Annotated in this window: 24 protein-coding genes; 4 read left to right on the top strand and 20 right to left on the bottom strand. The window is 32.7% G+C overall.

Going from position 1 to position 23,471, the window contains the following annotated elements; genetic code table 11:
- Nucleotides 1-100: 100 nt before the first annotated feature.
- The 4 genes from rhaM to HNP25_RS07315 all read right to left on the bottom strand — a co-directional run bounded on the left by rhaM (nt 101) and on the right by HNP25_RS07315 (nt 4,493).
- Nucleotides 101-415, bottom strand: coding sequence for an L-rhamnose mutarotase (gene rhaM, locus HNP25_RS07300; protein WP_184132625.1), 315 nt, complete (start codon nt 413-415; stop codon nt 101-103).
- Entirely contained in the window at nt 391-744 is a 354-nt protein-coding gene (locus HNP25_RS22055; RefSeq protein WP_184132840.1) for a pentapeptide repeat-containing protein, read from the bottom strand. The genes rhaM and HNP25_RS22055 overlap by 25 nt, the downstream gene beginning before the upstream one ends.
- A 57-nt stretch (nt 745-801) precedes the next feature.
- Nucleotides 802-1,578, bottom strand: a complete 777-nt coding sequence (locus HNP25_RS07310) for an NIPSNAP family protein (RefSeq protein ID WP_184132628.1) — start codon at nt 1,576-1,578, stop codon at nt 802-804.
- 77 nt (nt 1,579-1,655) lie between these two features.
- Nucleotides 1,656-4,493 carry a glycosyl hydrolase gene (locus HNP25_RS07315; protein ID WP_184132631.1) on the bottom strand — a complete coding sequence of 946 codons (2,838 nt, stop codon included), beginning with the start codon at nt 4,491-4,493 and terminating at the stop codon, nt 1,656-1,658.
- 809 nt (nt 4,494-5,302) lie between these two features.
- Here HNP25_RS07315 and HNP25_RS07320 point away from each other — a divergent pair.
- The gene (locus HNP25_RS07320) at nt 5,303-8,191 is read left to right on the top strand and encodes an exo-beta-1,4-galactosidase (RefSeq protein ID WP_184132634.1); all 2,889 of its coding nucleotides are present in this window, start codon (nt 5,303-5,305) and stop codon (nt 8,189-8,191) included.
- 288 nt (nt 8,192-8,479) lie between these two features.
- Here the strand turns inward: HNP25_RS07320 and HNP25_RS07325 are convergent, their stop codons facing one another.
- Nucleotides 8,480-9,355 carry a helix-turn-helix domain-containing protein gene (locus tag HNP25_RS07325; protein WP_184132637.1) on the bottom strand — a complete coding sequence of 292 codons (876 nt, stop codon included), beginning with the start codon at nt 9,353-9,355 and terminating at the stop codon, nt 8,480-8,482.
- Between the two features lie 142 nt (nt 9,356-9,497).
- Here HNP25_RS07325 and HNP25_RS07330 point away from each other — a divergent pair, with 142 nt between their 5' ends.
- Both HNP25_RS07330 and HNP25_RS07335 read left to right on the top strand, forming a co-directional pair.
- Nucleotides 9,498-9,908 (top strand): hypothetical protein, encoded by a 411-nt coding sequence (locus HNP25_RS07330; RefSeq protein ID WP_184132640.1) that lies wholly within the window; start codon nt 9,498-9,500, stop codon nt 9,906-9,908.
- Between the two features lie 32 nt (nt 9,909-9,940).
- On the top strand, nt 9,941-10,549 hold the full coding sequence (locus HNP25_RS07335; protein WP_184132643.1) for a YceI family protein: 609 nt from the start codon (nt 9,941-9,943) through the stop codon (nt 10,547-10,549).
- Between the two features lie 117 nt (nt 10,550-10,666).
- On the opposite strand, the gene HNP25_RS07340 is transcribed toward HNP25_RS07335, so the two are convergent.
- The 11 genes from HNP25_RS07340 to HNP25_RS07390 form a co-directional block, all read right to left on the bottom strand.
- On the bottom strand, nt 10,667-11,326 hold the full coding sequence (locus tag HNP25_RS07340; RefSeq protein ID WP_184132647.1) for an SH3 domain-containing protein: 660 nt from the start codon (nt 11,324-11,326) through the stop codon (nt 10,667-10,669).
- A gap of 96 nt (nt 11,327-11,422) precedes the next feature.
- Entirely contained in the window at nt 11,423-12,211 is a 789-nt protein-coding gene (locus HNP25_RS07345; protein WP_184132650.1) for a hypothetical protein, read from the bottom strand.
- A 78-nt stretch (nt 12,212-12,289) separates the two neighbouring features.
- Complete coding sequence (locus tag HNP25_RS07350) at nt 12,290-12,853, bottom strand: hypothetical protein (RefSeq protein WP_184132653.1); 564 nt, start codon at nt 12,851-12,853, stop codon at nt 12,290-12,292.
- Nucleotides 12,854-12,940: 87 nt separating this feature from the next.
- Nucleotides 12,941-13,501 (bottom strand): hypothetical protein, encoded by a 561-nt coding sequence (locus HNP25_RS07355; protein ID WP_184132656.1) that lies wholly within the window; start codon nt 13,499-13,501, stop codon nt 12,941-12,943.
- Between the two features lie 132 nt (nt 13,502-13,633).
- Nucleotides 13,634-14,389, bottom strand: coding sequence for a hypothetical protein (locus HNP25_RS07360; RefSeq protein ID WP_184132658.1), 756 nt, complete (start codon nt 14,387-14,389; stop codon nt 13,634-13,636).
- A 230-nt stretch (nt 14,390-14,619) separates the two neighbouring features.
- Entirely contained in the window at nt 14,620-15,183 is a 564-nt protein-coding gene (locus HNP25_RS07365) for a hypothetical protein (RefSeq protein ID WP_184132661.1), read from the bottom strand.
- An 86-nt stretch (nt 15,184-15,269) separates the two neighbouring features.
- Nucleotides 15,270-15,803 carry a hypothetical protein gene (locus HNP25_RS07370; protein WP_184132664.1) on the bottom strand — a complete coding sequence of 178 codons (534 nt, stop codon included), beginning with the start codon at nt 15,801-15,803 and terminating at the stop codon, nt 15,270-15,272.
- Nucleotides 15,804-16,058: 255 nt separating this feature from the next.
- Nucleotides 16,059-16,313, bottom strand: a complete 255-nt coding sequence (locus tag HNP25_RS07375) for a hypothetical protein (protein WP_184132667.1) — start codon at nt 16,311-16,313, stop codon at nt 16,059-16,061.
- A 226-nt stretch (nt 16,314-16,539) separates the two neighbouring features.
- Nucleotides 16,540-17,271: a hypothetical protein gene (locus tag HNP25_RS07380; RefSeq protein WP_184132670.1), complete on the bottom strand. Its 732-nt coding sequence runs from the start codon at nt 17,269-17,271 to the stop codon at nt 16,540-16,542.
- A gap of 6 nt (nt 17,272-17,277) precedes the next feature.
- Nucleotides 17,278-18,987 (bottom strand): AAA family ATPase, encoded by a 1,710-nt coding sequence (locus HNP25_RS07385; RefSeq protein ID WP_184132672.1) that lies wholly within the window; start codon nt 18,985-18,987, stop codon nt 17,278-17,280.
- 269 nt (nt 18,988-19,256) lie between these two features.
- Nucleotides 19,257-19,754, bottom strand: a complete 498-nt coding sequence (locus tag HNP25_RS07390) for a hypothetical protein (protein WP_221432429.1) — start codon at nt 19,752-19,754, stop codon at nt 19,257-19,259.
- A 291-nt stretch (nt 19,755-20,045) separates the two neighbouring features.
- Between HNP25_RS07390 and HNP25_RS07395 the strand changes: the two genes are divergently transcribed.
- A complete protein-coding gene (locus HNP25_RS07395; protein ID WP_184132678.1) occupies nt 20,046-20,522 on the top strand; it encodes a YdeI/OmpD-associated family protein in 477 nt (158 codons plus the stop codon).
- A 136-nt stretch (nt 20,523-20,658) separates the two neighbouring features.
- Here HNP25_RS07395 and HNP25_RS07400 read toward each other — a convergent pair whose 3' ends face one another.
- From HNP25_RS07400 to HNP25_RS07415, 4 genes are all read right to left on the bottom strand, one after another.
- Nucleotides 20,659-20,913, bottom strand: a complete 255-nt coding sequence (locus tag HNP25_RS07400; protein WP_184132681.1) for a SemiSWEET transporter — start codon at nt 20,911-20,913, stop codon at nt 20,659-20,661.
- Nucleotides 20,914-21,304: 391 nt separating this feature from the next.
- A complete protein-coding gene (locus tag HNP25_RS07405; RefSeq protein WP_184132683.1) occupies nt 21,305-22,252 on the bottom strand; it encodes a phosphatase PAP2 family protein in 948 nt (315 codons plus the stop codon).
- A complete protein-coding gene (locus tag HNP25_RS07410) occupies nt 22,233-22,769 on the bottom strand; it encodes a DUF4833 domain-containing protein (protein WP_184132685.1) in 537 nt (178 codons plus the stop codon). Before HNP25_RS07410 ends, HNP25_RS07405 begins: the two co-directional genes overlap by 20 nt.
- Nucleotides 22,759-23,463 carry a CDP-alcohol phosphatidyltransferase family protein gene (locus tag HNP25_RS07415; protein ID WP_184132688.1) on the bottom strand — a complete coding sequence of 235 codons (705 nt, stop codon included), beginning with the start codon at nt 23,461-23,463 and terminating at the stop codon, nt 22,759-22,761. Before HNP25_RS07415 ends, HNP25_RS07410 begins: the two co-directional genes overlap by 11 nt.
- Between the last annotated feature and the right edge of the window lie 8 nt (nt 23,464-23,471).

Below are 23,471 nucleotides of genomic sequence, written 5' to 3' on the forward strand. Positions count from 1 at the left end.
TAACATTAATCGAAATTAAGCATTAAAAAAGCACAGATTAAGTCATCAATCTTAACATTGATTTTCCTTAAATCTGTGCTTTTCTTGTTGAATCTAGCGATTAAGCCATTCTATACACGCAAGATAAATCTTTTACTACTGGAGAATTATCAGGATTCGTATCCATAATATCCCCCATAAATGCCCACCATTTTTTCATGATTTCGGTTTCTGGCAATCCGTCAAGCGTGTGGTTATCTACTCTTTTCTGAACGGCAAATAAAATTCCAGATGCCTCATCCAAATAAATGGCATATTCGGTGATGCCAGATTTTACCAATAATTCAGATAATTCTGGCCAAATTTCGTCGTGACGTTTTTTGTATTCTTGCTCAAATCCTTTTTTGAGCTTCATCGTAAAAGCGATTTCCTGCATTTCTTGAGTTTAGCGTTTATGAGTTTAGTGTTTATGAGTTTAGCGTTTATGAGTTTAGCGTTTATGAGTTTAGTGTTTATGAGTTTAGTGTTTATGAGTTTAGCGTTTATGAGTTTAGTGTTTGTAAGTTTAGCGTTTGTAAGTTTAGTGTTTATGAGTTTAGCGTTTACGAGTTTAGCGTTTATGAGTTTAGTGTTTATGAGTTTAGCGTTTATGAGTTCAGCGTTTATGAGTTTAGCGTTTATGAGTTTAGCGTTTATGAGTTCAATGTTTATGAGTTCAATGTTTATGAGTTCAATGTTTATGAGATTATTTTTCCTCCACTTTATCTACGATTTATAGTCATAAACTTTAAACTCATAGACTCATAAACACTAAACTTTCCTTTAAATCTGTGAAAAATCCGTTGGTGTCAAGAAATGGATTTCGGCTTTGGTCATTGCATGGTCATACTCTGGAAGTGCTTTAATACGGTTCCATTCTGAATCTGCTCCGAAAGCTTTCCAATGCTCATCTCTCGACGCTTTGTTGTCAAAAGTAGTCATATACACCAAATTTGGCTGTTTCCCACCGATGATAGTTTGTGCAAAAAACACAGGATTAAAACCTAATCTTACAAAAAGATTGATTTCTCCACCTTCATTAAACATGTGAACTTTACTTAATCCTTTTGTTTCACTGTGGCTTTCGTACAAACGATACTCATATACTCTTTCAGATTTTGGAGCTGACGTTGTCGGAGCTATTATTTTTTTCCAATCTTTAAAAGCAACCGAAAGTGAGCTTTCGTAACGTTCATAGGCTGGCGTAGCGAAGTTGGCATCCAAGTAAGCTTTTGCTGCTTGTTGATACACAGCATCAGAAGCCAATTTGCTTGAAATTTTACTGAATTGGTCTAAAGATTTATAAGGAATTAGCACATACAATTTAATTCCATCTTTCTGGTCAGCTTCGTTGAATACGCCTACTGGGTTAATTCCTAAACGGTTAAAAGCAGGAATGGCAGCGTCTTTGAAATAATCTTCAACTACTTTTTTCTGCTCTACATTTTTGAAATTATATACTCTAATCTCATAATATTCAGGCTGTTGCTTGGCAGAAGCAAGAAACGAAAAAGTGGCGATAAACAAATAAATGGCGAAAATAGAAAGACGTTTTAACATGATTGTTTTGTTATTTATGTATGAATAAAATGGTTGAAAATTCACTGTTCATTCAACGTCTCTCTATTTTCTAGCTCCTATTTCAAAACCTCTACAGGTGTTAAAGTTACTTTTTCTAATAAACCAGATTCTTTCGGAGTCCAGTCTTTAGTAGTAAAATAGCCTTCTTTCCCTAAGTTTTGTTTCAGTCTCGCCGAGACGTTGATGTTATAAAACTTCTGCCAAACAGTGCCTTCTTTTTCCAAAGCAATTACTCTGTTTGCCATTGAGTTAGAGACTTTTATCGCTAAATCATTTTGTGCTTTCAGTAAAGTATTAGGAACAAAAACTTTGAAAGTTGGTCCTAACAAAGTAGCCAAATATTTTCCGTTCAATGTCACCGATGCACTTTCTGCTACTTTACCTAAATCTAACCAATAGCCTTGTGCATTAGTTTTGGGTTTTGCGAAATTCAATTGATACAATGCCGTTCCAGAAAAATCTTGATAAGCATTTCCAGCATTTGTCCACGAACCTAAATCTTTGGTTTCAAGTGCTTTTGGCAAAGTTGGTCCGCCGTCGATAAATGATATTTTCCAAGTACCTTTTAATTCCTCAGCTTCTTTACTTGCTTTCCAATAAGGATAAGTTGCTCCTTTTTCTACTGTTTTAAACGTTTCAACAATGCACGATTCTCCTGCTGATAATTGCAGATATACTCCATTGTTTTTTACTTTTGCCATACCCAAAACTTCCGTCATTGGATTGTACAAAGCAGCTGATTTCACCTCAGCTTCTAATTTTACCCAACCTTCAAATGCCTTCCCAGATTTATTATTAATAAAGTAATAATTACCTTTTGTAGCAGTTTTTCTAACAAATTGTAAGCCTTTATCAGTCATGGTTTCACGATAGATTTTGGCGTAAATCATCAATTCGTCTAAATCTTCGCCCAATAAAAATGAACCTTCACCAACTTTCGCTTGATTTACTTTAGCATTTACTTTTACAAAATTTAACTGAGCCAAAAGTGCCTTAAATTTCGCTCTGCGTTCGTCCAAATTTCCTAAACCCGGTACATCAGCAGGTAATTTATGATGTACAATAATCGTTGCTCCTGCTTTTGCCAATTGTACTAATTTCTCTAAAGTTTCTAAAGGTACTTGCTCGCTTTCCGCAAGCAATACTGTTTTGTAGGCAACACCACCAGTAATAATTTGCTGATGTTGCGTTTTCAAATTCGCAATTTGTTTATCTGAAATAAAATCGAAGCCATAACCACAGTCAATCATTTTTTGAGCAACCTCTTTAAAATCTGTTCCGTTAAATTCAGGCGTTACGCCGTCGAAGTGTTCTAATAAACCTTTGCGAGAAGGTTCTGTGAGTCGGTCTGTAATCGGAAAGTACAACAACACATCGTTATTGGGTTTGCTATCTTGCAAAAAGGTTTGTGTGCGAGCAACGTAATTATTCAAGGTAGAAAAGTTTTTCCAGAAAGGATGATGTGGCGTAAAGTGTACGGCTGCATAAAATAACCAACCCGGAAAGGCTTCGTTTTTAGGCGAGTAATTGGTGCCGTGATAAAAAATATGATTTACGCCACCGACCAAAAATAAGTCTAAGGCTTTTTTAACGTCACTCAAAGAAGAAAGAAAATGTTCGTTTTCCCAAGTAGCCGATTCCGAAGAAGTTAATTTTTTACCCAAGACATTGGAAGCCGAAGAAGCGAATTTGATTCTCAATAAATCTGTTCCTTCAATTTCTGGAATGTCCACCAAACCGTATAAATCTAACGTATTCGCAGGTGAACCATGAGCTTGATTTCTTACAATTTTACCACGACCATGCGCCCATTTCGCCCATTCTCCTGTGTATTTTTCCAGAATTAAATCCCCAATCGTAGTTCTATAATCGAATAATACTCTGTGATTTAAATCTGTATTTTCTTTACTAAAAAGGTTGGGCAAATAGTTTCTTAAATCATAGCCTCTTCTTTGCTGAAACTCTTTGAATAAATCTTCCGTCCAGTCCGACTGCCCACGAGCATCATCTACTTCGTAAGAATCATTGAAGAAAGCACGCATACTTGAAACATCAGTTTTAGCAAAAGCTTTATCAAATTCTTTTAAGTAATTCTGAATCGCTTTTTCAGAAAAATGGTCGATTACATCGCCTTCGCCACCTGGACCAGCACGTTCTACCATTTTGCCATGCCAACCTTGAAAAATAGCGTACAATGTCCAATTACCTTTGGGAGCTTCCCAATTCAATTGTCCCATCGCACTTACTTTATCTGTCAGATTCATTACTTCTCCTTTGTCAGAATACGCCATGAGCGTTTGTAAAGGCAAAGGTTTTTCAAATTTCACTTGGTCGATTGCTAATTCTTGAAGGTTTTCATTTTTTGAAATTGGGTATTTCAAGGCTGAAATTTCAGTCTTCTTTGGCAAAACATATCTTAACAATGGACTTTGCTGAAAAGTAATTACTTCCGAAAGTTTTTCTCCTTCTTTCAACTGATAAGTTTTGAAATTGACATTTTTACAAGCGTCTTCTGGCGTAACCCAGCGTCCGCCAAAAGGCCAGCCCGAAGCATTGGCAAGGTCGATACCTAAGCCCAAACGAGTACCTTCATTCAGAGTATGCTTAAACATTTCTACCCATTTTGGCGAAAGGAAATCAATAAAATTCGCTTCCTGACCTTTCACGCCATAAATAGGCGTAATTTCCAAACCTCCCAAACCAGCTTTTTGGTAAGTTTCCATGTTATAAGTTAAATCTTTGGGATTAACTGAGTTACCTTCCCACCACCAGCGTGACCACGGTTTTGATTGCTGAGTAATAGGCTTCCATTTTGCTTGTCCGAAACTCAAAGAACAAGAAATTGATAAAAGTAAAAGCGTCTGAAAAGTTTTCGTTGATTTATGCTGTTCCATCAAATATGGTTTTTATTTATTGCAAAGAAAAATTAAGTACTTACCTGAAGCGTCCTGTGATGTCATGCGTTTGGTAGTATTTTTTGAAATTATATAACTTTTTAAAAGCATTTTAATAAATGAAAAATCGTTTTTCAGGCTTTTTTAAAATTTCTCTGAAAAATTATTAAAATTATTTTTCAAGCTGCTGAAGAAAAACAATTCTTAATGATACTGGTAAAATACAGCTTCACTTTTTATCACTTTAAAAAGTATATCGCTTTTTCTTATTCAAATTTTCATGGAAATACAATATCTCATTTTTTATGGCAACGTTCCCGATAACGATGACATAAAATGTTTTTGCACTTTTCTAATACAAAACGATCACAAAATCTCCTCATTAAACCAGAAGTAAACATTTTGAAATATATTGAAATAATACAATTCAAATTATGAGTAAAAAAACAACAAAGGGTATTGTTAATATTGTACAAAGAATATAACAGGAAGGCACAGGATAGTATAATTTCTTTGATAATCAATATTTGTTATCGAATTTATACAGTTTGTATTTACAAAGTAAAATAAATATTTTTCAGAAAAATATTTTCACTTTATAAGAATATTCACAAAAGTTTCACTCTCAAAATTGTCTTAATATTAGAAACATTCAAGTTCCGATTCCCTGTTTTTGATTGGAAAACTTATTAATAACATTATAAAATAGATTTTTTGGTGTAAAGACTAAGCCCTGCTGAGAATGTATTCGGCAGGGTTTCTTAATCAAAAAAGAGTAAAGTCTTACCGCAAAAAACATTTAACAACTTATGATTAAAAATTACTTATTTATTTTATGCTTGCTGCTTGGCAATACAATCAATGCTCAAAAAATCTCTTTAGCAGGAAATTGGCAATTCAAAATTGATTCAGCAGACCTTGGCGTAAAAGATAAATGGTTTAATAATAAACTTTCTGAAACCATCAAATTGCCGGGTTCGATGCTTGAAAATGGCAAAGGAAATCCTGTAACGATTAATACTCAGTGGACTGGCAGTATTTACGATAGCTCTTGGTACTTCAATCCGCATTTAGCCAAATATCGTACTCCTGAAAATTTGAAATTTCCTTTTTGGTTAACACCCGCCAAATATTATGTTGGTGCTGCATGGTACCAAAAAGCAATAGATGTTCCTAAAAATTGGTCAAATAAACGCATTGTTCTTACTTTAGAAAGACCGCACACTGAAACAAGAGTATGGATTGATAATGAAGAAATTGGTTTAGAAAACTCAATGTGCGTTGCACAAACCTTTGATTTAACCGACAAATTATCCACAGGAAAACACACTATTTCAATTCGTGTTGATAACCGCATCAAGGCTATCAATGTTGGGAAAGATTCCCATAGTTTGACTGACCACACCCAAGGAAACTGGAATGGTATTGTTGGCAAAATAGAATTAGAAGCTGAAAGTAAAATCTGGTTTGATGATATTCAGGTTTATCCAGATTTGGTAAATCATTTAGCAAAAGTAAAAATCGTATTAAAAAATTCTTTGCAAAAGCCTGTTGAAGGACAAATTAAGCTTTCTGCAAAAAGTTTTAACAGCATTACATCTCACTCTCCAAAATTAATTTTAGCTGATTTCCAGATAGATGGACAAGAAAAAAGTATCACCATTGATTATCCTATGGGCGATGACTTCCAAACTTGGGATGAATTCTCCCCTGCCTTGTACCATCTATCTGCTGAAATTATTGTTAAAAAACAAGTACAATCTGCTAGGAAAGTACAGTTTGGAATGCGAGATTTTGCCATAAAAGGCACTCGTTTTGAAATTAATGGTCGTCCTATATTTTTAAGAGGAACAGTTGAAAACTGCCAATTTCCATTAACTGGTTACGCTCCAATGGACGTAGCTTCTTGGGAAAAAGTTTTTAGAAAAGCGAAAGCTTATGGTTTAAACCATTTCCGTTTTCATTCGTATTGTCCGCCAGAAGCAGCTTTTATTGCCGCAGACTTAGTGGGAATATATCTACAACCAGAAGGTCCAAGTTGGGCGAATCATGGTTCATCTTTAGGCGATGGGCATCCTATCGACCAGTTTATTATGGATGAAACCAACCGTATGGCAAAAGCTTACGGCAATTATGCTTCTTTTTGTATGTTGGCTTATGGAAATGAACCAAGAGGAGGCAAACAAGTAGATTACCTAACCAAATTCATAAACTATTGGAAGACTAAAGACCCTCGACGTAAATATACTGGTGCATCAGTAGCAATGAGTTGGCCTTTAGTCCCATCCAATGAATACATGATTAAATCTGGGCCAAGAGGTTTGCCTTGGAATAAACTTCCAAGCAGTACTGAGGACTTTGCAGACAAAGTAAAAGATTTTAAAGTACCTTATCTAACACATGAATTAGGGCAATGGTGTGTTTTTCCAAATTTCAAAGAAATCAGTAAATATACTGGCGTTTACAAAGCCAAGAATTATGAGCTTTTCCAAGAAGATTTGAAAGATAAAGACATGGGAGAATTGGGTGAGAAGTTCTTTCTAGCTACTGGAAAACTACAGGCTTTAAGTTACAAAACCGAAATTGAAATGGCATTTCGTACGCCCATTTCAGCAGGTATCCAAATGCTTGGTTTGAACGATTACTCTGGTCAAGGAACGGCATTGGTTGGTATTTTGGATTCTTTCTGGGAAGAAAAAGGATATATTTCACAAGATGAATTTGCTCAATTTTGTAATGCTACTGTTCCTTTGGCTCGTATTCCAAAATTTGTATATAAAAACTCAGAAAGCTTCGAAGCTAATGTTGAAATGTTTCATTTTGGCAAAGATGTATTGAATAATGCTCAAACTTCTTGGCAAATTCTGGATGAAAACAAACAAGTATTGGCGAAAGGTAAATTTGATAAAACGAATATTCCAATCGGTAATAATTTTAATATCGGAAAAGTATCTTTTGCTTTAAATGCTATTCAAAAAGCACAAAAACTGGTTTTTGAAGTAAAGATTGATGATACTGCTTTTATGAATAATTGGGAGTTTTGGATATATCCAGAAAAACTTCCGACGATTAATACCGATGACATTTACTTCTGTAAAGAATTGGATGCCAAAGCAGAAGAGGTTTTACAAAATGGTGGAAAAGTTTTCTTAGAAGCAGCAGGTAAAATCGAAAAAGGGAAAGAAGTTGTGAATTATTTCCAACCTGTTTTCTGGAATACTTCTTGGTTCAAAATGCGTCCTCCGCATACTTTGGGTTTTCTTTGCGAGCCTACTCATACTGCTTTCCTAAACTTCCCGACTGAATACCACAGTAATTTACAATGGTGGGAAATTACAAACCGTTCGCAAGTAATGTTGTTGGATAGTTTTCCTCCGGGCTTCCGTCCTATTGTTCAGCCCATTGATACTTGGTTCTTGAATCGTAAATTAGGTTTAATCTTAGAAGCGAAAGTTGGAAAAGGCAAACTGATTATTTCTAGTGCTGACCTCAGTTCAGAGCCTGAAAAACGTTTTGTAGCTCGTCAGTTATTGTATAGTCTAAAAAATTATATGAATTCTCCGCAATTCAATCCTGCTACTTCGGTTGACATCAAAGAAATCAAAGCACTTTTTGATAAAAACTACAAATCCACATTTAAAACTTATACCAAAGATGCCCCTGATGAATTAAAGGTTAAAAAGCCAACGGCTAATTGAGTTAAAAAGTATCAAGCTTGCATCTTTCTAAATTTGCCTAAGTTATTGCTAACACATTATAATAAGATAACGGTGACCTTATGGTTGCCGTTTTTTTGTTTGTGGCAACCGTAAAGGTTTACCACTACAGTATCGTTCGACTACAATAAAATAAATTAAAAAATCCGTAAAACAAGTAGCGGTAATCCCTTGCGGTTACCGTATTTCATGATATAACCAACAAAAAACGGCAACCGTAAAGGTTGCCGCTACATCATGATGTTCTTTATAAAATTCATTTCTTTATTCTCACTCCTCCTTCAAAACCTCCAATTTATATCCTTTTCCATGCAGATTGGTGATTTTTACTAATTCATCCTTTTGGAGTTTTTTTCTCAGTTTCGATACCAATACATCCAAATTTCTGCTGATTACAAAAACGCCTTCATCTTCCCAAACTTCTTTTAAAAGTCTTTCTCTTTCAATTAATTGATTTAGGTTTAATGCAAAAATGCTTAGTAATTTGGCTTCTCGTTCAGATAATTCTATGTTTTCAATTCCATACTTCAAGCTATTCTTTTCTGAATAAAAAGCATATTTACCGATTGCGATATAATCTTTTTCTGCTGGCACTACATCTTCTACTGCTACTTTTTTATCTTTTACAAAATTGCTTTTCAGTATAAAACCAATTAGCCCTAAAGGAATCAGCAAGAGTAAATAATTACTCAATGCCAGTGTTTCAGCCCTTGGAAACTCAATTTGAATCAAGTAACAACCAACTGCTTGTTGTCTTCCTAAACATGGTAAAATATTATCGGTTTTTTTGCTTACTTCATAAGCAAAAACCAATTCTTCATTCCCACAATCAATCACATTAACGATGTATTCAGTAGGCAAATTGGTCGATTTCAAACGCCTATGCACCAATGCCACCAAAGTATCTGACACAAAAGTAAATTTACTCTGAAAAGCGATTTCAAAAGTATTCTCATTAATTTGCTTAATGGGCAAAACTCTCGAACTAGAGTCTTTTGCATGAAGCAATAACTGATGTCCTATGTCTCTTAGCACCACTGTCAGATGCTTTTCGGCATAATCATCTCCTTTCTTCCGATTCGTTGCAATGAAGAACAAACAGCCTATCATCAGTAACAATGGCAATATGTATAATCTTGATTTCATAAACATGGGCAATTTAAACGATAAATAGCTAGTAATAACGGTTTTTACATAGCTTTTACACTTTTTTACATTTCATTTACTACCTACGCTTTTCAATTTGATAGGTTTGTCTTAGTTAATTAAAACATAAACAATTATCAACATGAAAAAAACACTCATCCTCTCGCTTGTGCTATTTTCTTACTCTTTAATGGCACAAATTCCATCTAGTAATTATTCAGCTGTACTGTTTAACAGTAAAACAATGATTGAAAAATTTAACAAAAAGAAATGTTGTAAACCATCATCAAAAAACAAAGGAATTGTAAAAACCACTCCTGTTAAATCAACAAAAAAAGAAACGAAAGATCCCCTTTGCTTAGTTATGCCTTACAGTATTGCTATCAAAGACCAACCTTCAGCACAAAAGTTGCTTTCGTTTAATGAAATCTTTCCTAAAATTGATATTAATAATGTACCTGTTACTTGTAAAAAGAAAGACACTGCTGTTTTATTAACGAGTTCAAATCTATATACTTTCCCTCAAAATGAAAATCTGCTGAATAAGCAATAACCAAACAATTCCTTCTCTAAACCTTATTTATCATGAAAAAGCTTATTATTTTATCATTACTATTGAGTTATTTGTCTGGATTTGCTCAACAGAAATTCGATTTATCAACTTCCGAAAGTCAGGTTTTTTGGAAAGGATCACATGCATTTGAACACGGCGGATATGAAGGTACTTTAAAATTTACTTCGGGCAACATCACACTTGGGAAAGACGGTAAAATACAAGGAGGTAGCTTTGTGATAGAAATGAAAACGATTAAAAGTGCCGAGCGAAATGCAAAGGAGAAAGGAGATAATAATTTAGAATCACATTTAAAAGGAGAGGATTTCTTTGCTGTTCAAAAATATCCGCAGGCTACTTTTATCATTACCAAAATCAATAAAACCGCTGAACCTAATAAATATGCTGTACAAGGTAATTTGAAAATCAGGGGAATTACCAACCAAATTACTTTTACAGCTTTTATTGATAACAATAAAGAGAGCATTACAGCCAAAGCAAGTTTCTTTTTCTTACGTTCTAGTTTTGGAATTACCTATAAAGCCCCAAGTCTGTTTGCCTCTAATATTTTTTCAAGTGCCAAAGACCATTTAATCGCAGATGAAATACCGATAAAATTAGACATAGTTTTTAAAAAGTAAGGCTTTTGTAATTTATTAACTAAGATATGTCTCTCTTGCCATTGTTTGTGTCTCTATATACAACTCGATGGCATTCCATTTAGTTGTTCGTTTGACACGAACAACGGCAGAACACTTTTATTTTCTAAGCTGTTCAGCTTTAACCCAACCTTCTAATAATGCTTTTCCCCAATAGCGAACTTTCACCCACTCTTTCCGTCGAAATAAAACCTCTACTTCTTCATTCTTTTTTAGCGAATTAAATGAAGGCACATTAGGTGTAATATTCAAATTGACATTATCTTCTTTACAAAAAAGATACTCTGCATTATCTCGTTCCAATAAAAACATTGTTTGGTCAATCCCGACCTTCAAATATTTTTGTGTTAACAAAAGCTGTAGTGAAAGGTAAGGTAAAGGCAGTCTTGGTGAACGAAATTGATAAATCCCCATCCATGGCTGAGGATAAACTCCTAATTTTTGCAAAGCAATAGAATCTATTTTATCCATTGCACATACAAAACAGTTACCTCCATTACTTTCCAAGGTTGCTAGGTTGAGACTAAGGTTTTCATACATTCCCATAAAGTTTCCATAAATTCTAGTCCCTTGTATATGAATTTTATGTCCTTGTTCTGGATAAGTTTTTGCTAACTCCTCTTCTGTAAAATCTGGATTTACTGCCATCTTAAAAACCCAATGTCCTTGAAATTGTCGGAGGGTATCTAGCTGAGTATTCTGCCCAAATACAGTATATGTAGTTAGTAAAATTAGAATTATAACTTTTTTAATTTCCATCACATTCTGTATTAGGTTTTGAAATATTTACTCCATTAATAGTTTAAATCCAAGTAACGCTTTGCTTAACACTTGAAGTAGTGTATAACATAAACCTTAATGCTCCAATATAACTATATCTTCTTTTTTAAGCCATCCTTCTATTTTCTTAATTTTAGCTATTTTAGGGTCAGGATAAAATATAATTTGAACATAAACTCCTTCCTCGTTAACAACTCTAGCTGCATCACCTTTAACAAGATATTTTTTAGTTTTTACATCTCTACTTTGGTATATGTATGCTTTAGGTACTTGAACGTGCGCATATAAAACTTCTTTAAACACTATGTTTCTTAAATCTCCGAATAGTTTTTCAAAACTTGCTTCAGAAAAAGGTATGCGTTCTTTGGTAGGATATAGTATTTGACGAACTAATTTTTTACGTTCAAAATCCTCCCCTTTTTCATAATAGGCTCTATAAACTTCTTGCTTACTAAGCAACCAATCATGGTTCTCTTCGGCATAAGTAAAATAGCTATAGTATCGGTTCCAATCTTGCTTTGTTGGTTCATTGATTACAAGAAATGTGTTACTATCAATTGCTTTTATTGGATTATATGTTAACGATAAGAGTTTTTTATTGATAGCTTGAAATTGATAGTAATTATTCCCTTTATTCACATACAAAGCCAAACTTCGAGCTACTTCTCCCGCAGGAATAAGATTGTTCTTATAAGATTTGTATTTCAATACTAATAAAACATCCTCTAATTTGTCATTATTAATATCCATAAATAAGGTATCAACAATTCTTGAGGTTGAAGCATTGGGAATATAATCTAGTTTTATCTGTGAAAAAGAATTAATGCTTGTCAGCAAAAAAATTATATATACTTGAATCTTCATGGTTTTATTTTAGCAATAACTTTTATCCCCCAGAGAGTCATAGGCTTGTTACTAAGCCCACTTACAGATGACTCCCATCTATTGCATACTATAAAATTGGTATTTACCATTACGATAGAATACTATTTTATTGTTATTACTAATCTTGGGGTCTCCGTAAATACGTATTTCTTTGATACTCTTACCATTGACAATAACCTCTGGTGCAGGTACAGACCTAGTAGGTACATATTCCTCTAGGATATTTCCTACTACCTTATCTATCTCTTCCAGTACTCCACTACTTCCTTTCAAAAAGTGAGAATTCAACTCTACAATAAATAAAACACCCTCTAAATAAAAGTACCCAGCCAAAGGATTCCCTGAGTACTTATAGTAATTAGTCGGCGTAGTATATAAAGAAAAACAATGATTTAGTACACTATCTTTTTTCAAAGAATGCTCCTCCTCTCTTAGTACAACTATAAATTTTCCCTTAACTAAATTAGTACTGTAATCTAAAGTTCCTAAATATTTTCTCAAAGCCTCTTTTCTTACTGAGTCTTTGAGAGTCATTTCAAACTTTCCTATTTGAGCATTGATACTTACGCTTGAAATAAATGATAGAAATATTACGAATGATAGAATTATTTTATTTTTCATATTGGTTTGATAACATTGAAGCTGTTCTTACTACCAAAATTTTATCTCTATAAAAAAAGCTTCCCATAAATTCTACTTAACACCACATCAATGTTGATATTTTATTTTTCTGTCTTCGGTCAAGTATAAAAAATTACTGATGGTATATACTCCCTCTATAACATTTCCATCATTCTTGAAATCTTTATCTCTTGTATCTTTTCTTTTTAAAATATCAAATAATTGCTTTAAGCTTTTTGGGGAGAATTGGAATAAATCTCCTCTAAAACCAGCGATTCTTGCAGTTTTTCTTTTAAATAAAACAGGTATATCATCAATAAATGTATAGCCAATAACATCAGCTTTGTCTCTCTCAAAAGATTGAGAATGATATGCACCCGAAGGAGCTATTCCATAAGTTGCATAAGCCAATGTGATTAAACTATTTTTAGGATGAAACTCCCAAGGGCTTAAATCAATCTCTATGTAATAATAATCCTTCCAATACTTATCCTCTTTTTTGAAATACTTGATAGAGCTTTTAATAAAAGCAATCATAGAAGTATCTTTTACCACCAACTGGGGTAAATCTGGTAATGAATCTGTTTGTGCTTTGCTTTTCGTAATACAAAACACGAGTAGTAAGAATATAATAAGGTATTTTTTCATAAATTATATTTTACAAAAACTAAAAATAAACCTTAAGAAAACAACTTACACAACTAAAGGGAGGGTGCCTTTATTTTCAAAAAACAGATTCATTTCATATTCTTTTGATTACTTAACCTATAAAATAAATCATCAATGCATATTAACTTTCTGTTGTATAAAGGCATCTAAATTTTGAAACAACTCTTTGTTGTTAGTAACAGTATCCTTTTTTATCTCTACCAACAATTCACGTTTAGGTATAGTAATATTTTCCCCAGAATACTGTTGCATATTAAACACTCCCCTACATTTAAATAATTTACCACTATGCTCTTTATCAATTCGTTCTGAAAAACTATACCTTAAGCTGTTAAACTTTTTTGAGTAAGAATAGATAAGCGTATCTGGAAAGGTTCTATCTTTTTTATTTTTGATTATAAACGTTTCTTCGATAACACCATCTTTTAAAGTATTGACTCTTTTGTCGTTGGCAAAATTATTCACTAATTCAAAAAGTTTTTCATTGCCCTTAAAAGCTCTGATTTTAAGTACTGAATCGACATTATATTGATTTCGATATGGGAAATATTTAGAGTAAAATAACCCATTTCTCATTCCTTGCTTATAAATAAAGTATTCTTTTTTAGAGGTATTAATAACATTGCTCAGGCTATCTGTACCATAGACTTGAAATTCATAAATATTGTATTGATTAATAGTGTAAATAGAAAATGTTTTTTTGTTATCAGATACAGATACTTTTCCCTTATTAAAAACAACATTAGGTATGTTGATTTCTAATGTTACTTTGTCAATTGTTATGGGCTGTTCACTTGTTAAACTGACAAACAGAAAAAATAAAAGGATATATAAAGAGCTTATATTAATGATTTGAATACTCTTCATTTTACAATGTATTTTAGAATTAGAGGAGAAAATAGCTTAAATGCAACAAATCGGTTTATTATTTATGGTATCTGCATTGAAAAGGTATTTTTATGATCAACTGTTATTTATAGTTAATTATAAAAACACTATGTTCTTATATTACCATTGTTTAAGTATTCACAAACAATTAGACGGCTTTCCATTTAGTTGTTCGTGAGACACAAACAACGGCAGCTGATTAACACCATCTATTGCATACTATAAAATTTGTATTTACCATTACGATAGAATACTATTTCACGGTTATTACTAATCTTGGGGTCTCCGTAAATACGTATTTCTTTGATACTCTTACCATTGACAATAACCTCTGGTGCAGGTACAGACCTAGTAGGTACATATTCCTCTAGGATATTTCCTACTACCTTATCTATCTCTTCCAGTACTCCACTACTTCCTTTCAAAAAGTGAGAATTCAACTCTACAATAAATAAAACACCCTCTAAATAAAAGTACCCAGCCAAAGGATTCCCTGAGTACTTGTAGTAATTAGTCGGCGTAGTATATAATGAAAAACAATGATTGAATAAACTGTCTTTTTTCAAAGAATGCTCTTCCTCTCTTAGTACAACTATAAATTTCCCCTTAACTAAATTGGTGCTGTGATTTAAAGTCTCTAAATATTTTCTCAAAGCCTCTTTTCTTACGGAGTCTTTGAGAGTCATTTCAAACTTTCTTATTTGAGCATTGATAGTGATACTTGAAATAAATGATAGAAATATCACTAATGACAGAATTGTTTTATTTTTCATGTTAATGTTTAGTTACAGTTGTTTTCTTTGGGTTCACCAACTACTCTTGAAGAATCAATTCCTCTTACCACGACAAAAACCATATTCTATTCCATTGATGATTCCTCTGTGTGAATTTGAGCTGACTGTAAAAGTTTATTTTCCTCTATTTCCTCTTTTATTCGCATGATATATTGAACTAGAAAAACAGCCACAAAGTTAAAACCCAAGGTTATCAGTTCTTCGTCAGTATTTATGTTGATTTGAAATGCTGAAAAAGAGAATTTGGTATCAAATTTAAAATCATTGGTGTAATCAATACTAAATCCAAGATAAAGTCCAGCTACAAATTTGAAGGCGAAACCCATTAATGCAAAACTAAATATTTGTAAGGACTGATTAATAGTTGAAAGTTTCAATCCTAGTTCATATTTTCCTTTCAGCAAAAGCCGTCCACAATAAATTGAAAAAGAGTAAAGCCCAACCGCTAATAAATAAATTAGCAATATAAGTCCACTTATTGTAAGTGTTTGGGCAATTAGCCAAATTGTCCAAATAATACCTATTATCCCACCAGCAATTTGATAATTTGCTAGTCGCTTTAATTTTGCTTTTAGTTTGTTCGGTAGTTTTACGTTCATTGTATAGGATTGTCGATTATTGTTTTTCATGCCATTATTAAACCTATAAGGATTTTAGTTTCAAAAATCTCTTTGTTGGAGAATCAAATAAATCCTTATAGGTTTCTCATTTAGTTGTTCGTGAGACACGAACAACGGCAGAAGACAAGAACAAAGACAGAAGAGAAGTTTTACAGAAATATTCTAACAAAAAAGCAGTCGACAAACTAATTTCGACTGCTTTTCTATGATTTTAAATTTGGGGGTGACTCATGTTTAATCCAAATCTGTAGGAGAGAAGTCCTTTAATAAACTTTTTTGCTTAACAGCATTACTTCCTGCAAATACATCATTATCATAACGAAATACGATAGGTTTTTCAAAAATTGCAGAGAATGCAGTAAATAAAGCTGCATTCAAAAGTTTTAATTCATGTATCGTATTGTCTCCTTGTAATTGATATCTAATCATTCCAATTCCACTTTTAGGATTAAATCCTAAATCATAAGCGACTACTTGTTTAGCTCCCATAGTTTTATAGTTTAAATGTTTAACGGTTTAAACTTAATGGGTTGTTTCTAAATAATTTATAAAATCTACGTTAAAGGCTAAAAAAACTTATTATACGGTAAAGTAAATAAGGATTTTAGTTTAACAACCTCTTTGTTGGAGACTTACTAAATACTTCTAGGTTTCAATAAGTTCAATTGACGCTTTGTTTAACAGTTGAACTAGTGAGGGAATACTAATAGGGATATTATTTCTTCTCAGAATTTGACCTGATAAATGGTATTTGTTTAAGAGACAACTTAATTAGTTCGATAAACGCTTTATCAGCAAGCTGTTTGTCATTTTTTAATTGAAATGAACTAACAATTACAAAAAGGATAATTGAACCAATTATGATAATTGCTAGAAACCAAGGCGAAATAAGCTTTGTGACAGATAATAGAGAAAAGATGATAACTAAAAAGGCTAATAGGTAAAATGAGCCTGATATCCATGGATTATTTTTTTTTTCCATTGTACTATTATTTTCTACGATTATTTTATTTGTTTCATTAAGCTCTTTAAATGCCTCATCTCTGTCTAAAACTAGAACCTCTTGGTTTTGGTAAACTATTTTGCTACAAGTATCTAAATAACAAAATTCTTTCCAGTACTGATGACTACTAACAATAACTTTTTTATGTGGTTTTGTTGCAGAAGCTACCATCAAATACATCTCCTCTTCTTCTATATCCTCTGGAACAATTATATCAATGATTTCAAAACTTGATGGAGCTCTAGACATCAAGTCAAGCCAGACAAACAAATCGTTATTTTCCTGTGCAAAGGTCTGGTAATGGTCTAAAAGTCTTTTACTTTTGTCCATTGCGGCTTTAAATTCGTTATCTGGATTAGGAAATTTAAATAAAACATTAAAAAAATGGCTTTTATTTTCGCTCACCTTGCCTATAAAATTAATTGATAGTGTATAAATTCCCATTTAAAATTATATTTGATTTCTTAAAAACTCTGTTATATCATCTGCTAAATCTCCAGTATAAAAATCTTTTGGCCAGTCAAATGCACCTTTCTCGCTTATATCTATCCTCTTGATTTGTGCACTTTTAGTATCTTCCTGAGGTTCAAGATAATATATCGCTACTTTATCTGGCGTTATTTTATTTTCTGAGATTCTTCTTCTAAGCCTTTTTAGGAGATATTCACTATGAGTTTCTATAATCAAATATTTATTGGTAACAAATCCATCTTTTTTAGTATGTTTCCTAACAGCAATATCAATAAATAAATCTGCTAAATCAGCTTGCATTTTAGGGTGTAAATGTATTTCTGGTTGCTCTACTAACGTGATACTTCTTTCCTTAGATAGAAATCCTTGAATGATAACAGGTAATACTTGTGAAACACCAAAACCAACATCTGTTATATCCAAATCTAAAGAATTTTGTTTGACAACAATCTGATGAATTATATCTTTAATAGGACCTACATCAATATGTAAATTAAACTTTTTAAACCAATTGTTAACGCTCTCTTTCAATGTACTATCTTCTTTTAAAATTTCAGCAATTGCCTCCCCGTCTAAAGTATCAAGAAAAGAGTTTGCTTTAGCTTTATCTAAAAAATAATATCGTTTAGGATGTGCCCTTAAAGGACTTACATAGTTGATTTTTTGTGTGTTAAACGATTCTTCTAATTTATTAATTACTTGGGATATGAAATTTATAAAATAGAAACAGAATACAGAATTGTTATGCTCTGTATACTCATAATTTTCTATAAATGAGAAAACTGTTTTATTATTTTTAAAAACCTGTTTAAAATCATGTATTTGCTTGGAATTAATTTTTTCAAAATCAACTATATCGCTAGTTATAAAAGACTCTGCCCCTGATACATCATTAAAATTAACATTTACAATTTCAAAACCTCCAATTTTAAGCTTAAAATTTTTTATTTTCAGAGCACTATCACCATACATAAAATCATATTCAATACTAACTTTCTCTGAATTTTTAATTTCTTGTAATTTTTTTAAAAAATCATAAGTTAAAATAATCTCATCTTTGTTATGCAAGAGCATTTGACCTACAAAATTGCTTCTAAAATAGAAGATTGATTGTGTTATCTCCTTAAAAATGTCTCTATCCTTAATTTTTTTAATAAAGTCATTTGTTCGTGTGATTAGGCTTATAAAATCTTCTCTTGATGATTTATTTAAGTCTCTTTTCCCATGTCCAAAAAGTCCAATATCCCTTAATTGCTTTTGATTTGATGATTTATCTTTAATAAATTTCTCTTGAATAAACTTCAAATCCGACCCATTATTATTGTTAGGTAACCTTGAGAATATAAAATAAGAAAAATTAATTACCTCGTCAAAATATCTATCAAAAAAGTCTCGTTGAATAGTTTCACTTAATGCTGGTTCATTAAATTCTATTTCAAAATGAAGTGCATTATTACTATCTTTATTCCTAAATAAGTTTATGCCTTCGCCCAAACTAAATAAACCTCCATGAAGTTTAAGTGCAGATTTATAATTTTTAGCTAGAGCGGTCTCTTGTAACATCAAAAATAACTGTATTAGACTACTTTTACCAACACTGTTAGCCCCAAGAAGTATTGTTACTGGTTTGATTTCAAGATGTCCTTCTAGAAATGCCTTGTAATTTTTAAATTTAATCCCTGTTAACATGGTACAAGATATTTAGATTTGTTTAAAACATAAGCTCTGATAAGTTACAGTACATATATGATATACATTTAGACTACTTTATAATGCAACATACCAAAATCTTACATATTTCCCAAACCTTCAACTAATTCATTTTCAAAAACTTATTAAACGGTATTTAATTTTTATCTTTTGATAAATTTATAAGGTTAATTATTACGTTTACTGGCTTAATTGAGGCATTTTCCCATACGCTAACATTGTCTTTACTCACACTGATTTAACCCCCATCAACCAATAGCTAAACCGATTTTATTAGCTATTTTTTCAATTCTTTTAAGTACAATTTTATAAGCATCTGAGCTTTTTACAAAAATATTTGAGTGCTTTACCGAACTCTTTCCTATCTTTGCTCCATCACTAGCGGGCTTCACAAAATATTTTCCCATCATTTCAAAGTCAACTGAGGGATTCACAAAATATTTTCCCATCATTTCAAGTTCAACTGAGGGCTTCACAAAATATTTTGCCGTCATTTCAAAGTCAACAGAGGGCTTCACAAAATATTTTCCCATCATTTCAAAGTCAACTGAGGGCTTCACAAAATATTTTCCCATCATTTCAAAGCTAACTGAGGGCTTCACAAAATATTTTCCCATCATTTCAAAGTCAACTGAGGGCTTCACAAAATATTTTGCCATCATTTCAAGTTCAACTGAGTACTTCACAAAATATTTTGCCATCATTTCAAAGTCAACTGAGGGCTTCACAAAATATTTTGCCATCATTTCAAGTTTAACAGAGGCTTCACAAAATATTTTGCCGTCATTTCAAGTTTAACTGAGGGCTTCACAAAATATTTTGCCATACTTTCAAGATTAACTGAGGGCTTCACAAGATTATTTCCCGCTCTTGCTTCATCATTAGCGGACTTCACAAGATTACTTCCCGCTCTTGCTTCATTATCTGTGGGCTTTGTTTTGTTCTTTTCTCTATAAATTATTTAGCCTTGCCAAATTTGTTTTTTGCTACATTCATTAATAGCTTTAATTGTTCAATTTTATTAAACTTCGAGCGTCTTGGAAAAGCCTTTAATTGATAAAAAATATTTACTTGAGAAATTCCCCGGAAAAGGTGGATGGACTTATGCAATTATTCCTGAGGTTTTACAGGATAAACATGCACATTTTGGTTGGGTAAAGGTTAAAGGCTTTATTGATGATTTCGAATTGAAAAGTTATCGTTTAATGCCTATGGGCAATGGGATGCTTTTTTTGCCTGTTAGGGCTGAAATCCGTAAAAAGATAGGTAAAAAAGACGGTGATTGGGTACATGTAAAACTCTTTGCTGATAATGATGCCCTAGAAATTCCTAAAGAATTAATGCTTTGTTTGGAAGATGAACCTCAAGCCTTAAAAAACTTTTTGACATATACAGAAAGTGAACAAAAAGCCTATATTGATTGGATATTAGGGGCTAAAAAAGAAGAAACAAGGATAGAACGTATGGCAGAGACTGTCAATAAAGTATTAAAAGGATTGAAATGGAAAAGCTAATGGCTAACAACTACTTGATGAGCCATAAGATTATTACAATAAGATGAATTGTGATGTTGGAAGAGACTCTTGAGAGGGAGAAATGTACATAAAAAAACCTTTAAACACCTTTCTTAGAAGGTCGTTTAAAGGTTTTTTACATTGATTTTCTGTATTTGTATTTAAAAAACAGAATTAATAAAGATAGCATTAAGGTAGTAGCATTGGCAGCAATCACTGGGACAGCTTTTGTACTAATTCCATATACTAACCAAAAAGTAACACCCAAAGTAAACAAAAGAAACATTGCTAAAGAGATGTCTTTTGCAGATTTAGTTTTATAAATCTGTATTACTTGTGGCACGAAGGCGATGGTCGTTAAAATACCAGCGAAATAACCTACAGTTTCCATGTTTGTAATGATTTAATTTTAGTTCTACAACACAAACATAACGGAATTATTATATATATCGTTCATAACTGGCTCATTTTATTAGAATAATACAATTATTCACTTTTAAAATTTAGCAATTTATTGTTTGTTAGCCTTATTGCTGGAAGGTGGAGGTGGATTTTCTTTAGCATAAAACCTCACCGCAGCGGTGGCCGCCCCCTGCCCCTCTCCTGTTGAGAGGGGAGCTTTTGACGCAAAAAAAGCTCCTTCTCTAAAGAAGGAGCCATGCCTAATTAAAAAACCGTTAAGTATTTGATAATCAATAAAAATTCTTCCAAACTAATCCCCTTCTCTACAGGAGAAGGGGCTGGGGGATGAGGTTATTATTCTTGTTTTCACCGCAATATCACTACAGTGGTAAAATATACTTAATCATGGGTTTTCTAACAAAAAGGTTAAATAACACTATTCCAAGAACAGCGCAAGTCATCCCCGCTAATACATCAATTACATAATGATGGTTTGAATATACTGCCGAACACCAAATACCTACACAAAAAATAACGAAGAAAACGATAAAATATCCTACTCTTTTTTTGGCAGCAAAGTATAAAACAATCACAGGATAAGCCGAATGCAATGATGGCATGGCAGCAAAAACATTGGCATTCTTCTCATAAATTCCTTTGAAGATGGGTGTACCCACGAGTGCATCAAAATGCTTTAGATTTCCTACATTTCCCATGATGTTAAAATGCTCTATGAAACCATATTCAGCAACATACCAAGGCGGAGCAGCAGGATAAGTATAATAAACCACGAATCCGATGAGATTGACAAAAAGAAAACAGTAGGTGAAACTATAAATAAGAGCTTTGTCCTTCCAAAAGGCATAAATGCCAAATAAAAAAGGTACTGGCATCCAATTGATATAAAATAGTCCCGAAAGTATATCTAAAAAGGGCGTATGATATTTTGAAAAGTATTCATTCAGCGTAAGTCTCACACCATTGTCATTTACCCCAAACAAATACTTCTCTATCTCATAAGGTTGCTTAATATGTACGGGATTAACCACATAATTGGGAATAATTCTCAGGGAATCATACAGTATCCAGAAGATGATAAAAGGTAACATCGCTTTCAAAAAGCTTCTTGTTACCCCACTAACATAAAATAAAGTAAGCATTAAAAAGTAAAGTGCTGAATGTTCAGGACGATACGGCACTACCTGACTAAACCAAATAAAGTAAATAACTGAAGTAGATAATGCTAGGACAATATTCTGCTTGGTAAACCTTGTAAAATGCTGATTCTCTTCTATTGCCCAAAAACGATTAAGGCTTAATTTTTTCATAAATATCATCTCCAGTAGTCAAGTCTTTCCCAAATACTTCTACATAAAGTACTTTAGGACGAAGGTTACTGCCTTCGGTTTTCACAAAGACATGGTCTAGCTTTGCTTGTTTGTGGTTAATTTCTAATTGTGCAAAAGGCTTTCTGTTTTTGTCAAAAGCGATTCTCAATTTCTTCTTTTTATAAGAAACTAACCAAGCTTCAAAATCATTTTCTCGGTTAGTTTCTTTTGAGCTGATGCCATAGGCAAGGAAACTCTGAATCCAAGTAAGTTCTTTTTTTTGCCCTTGTTCTTGATAACGCAACCAATATACGCTCACAGGATTTTCTTTATCAAAATTCCCATTCGGCAATAAGTTTGCATCATACACAATAGTATTAGTGTTGGCACTTCTTTGAATATAAAACAACCTTACTGGCGAATCAGGAACTTTTGGATAATTACTTGGTGAAAAGCTTGTTGATAAAGTGAATGTTAAGCCAAGTATAATATAATATATCAATCGTTTATTTCTCATTTTTCTCCAAAGCCTTTTGGGTATGTTCTATTCTTTGCAAAGCTGTGTAATTTGATAAAATCGCTACCAATGTTAATGGGATAGTAAAAATTGAAATGGTTTCAAACCAAGGAATTCGTGGTGAAAAACCTTCTATTCTAAAGTCATTGCCAATAATCGGTGCTAAAATCCCACATATCAATGCAGAACCTCCGATGATGACAATTCTTTCAGGACGTTGCATCCAACCTATATCACATTTCACGCCCAAACCTTCCGCTCTTGAACGAGTATAACTCACCATCGAAGAACCAATCAATGCCAAAAATGCAAAAAACGAACTGAATAAGTAATGATGAGAAATCAAATAATAACAAATACCTAGAAACATAAACATTTCGCTGTATCTATCTAATACTGAATCATAGAAAGCACCAAATTTACTCGACATATTGCCTACACGAGCCAGCCTTCCGTCAATCATATCGAATACTCCAGCGAATAGAATCATCGCTCCGCCCCAACCAATATAACTAAAGTCGCCTCGGAAAGATGCTTCTGCGGCGTAAACGAAAATACCCGCCGCCGCAATATTCAGTATCAAACCAACTGTTGTAATTACGTTTGGCGTTACTTTTAACGCAATTAAGAGTTTTATAAAGGGATTAATAATTTGATAAATTACTTGTTGTCCCGCAGATTTTAATGTGTACATAGCTTTAT

The organism is Arcicella rosea (genome assembly GCF_014204325.1).
GTDB classification, from domain to species: domain Bacteria; phylum Bacteroidota; class Bacteroidia; order Cytophagales; family Spirosomataceae; genus Arcicella; species Arcicella rosea_A.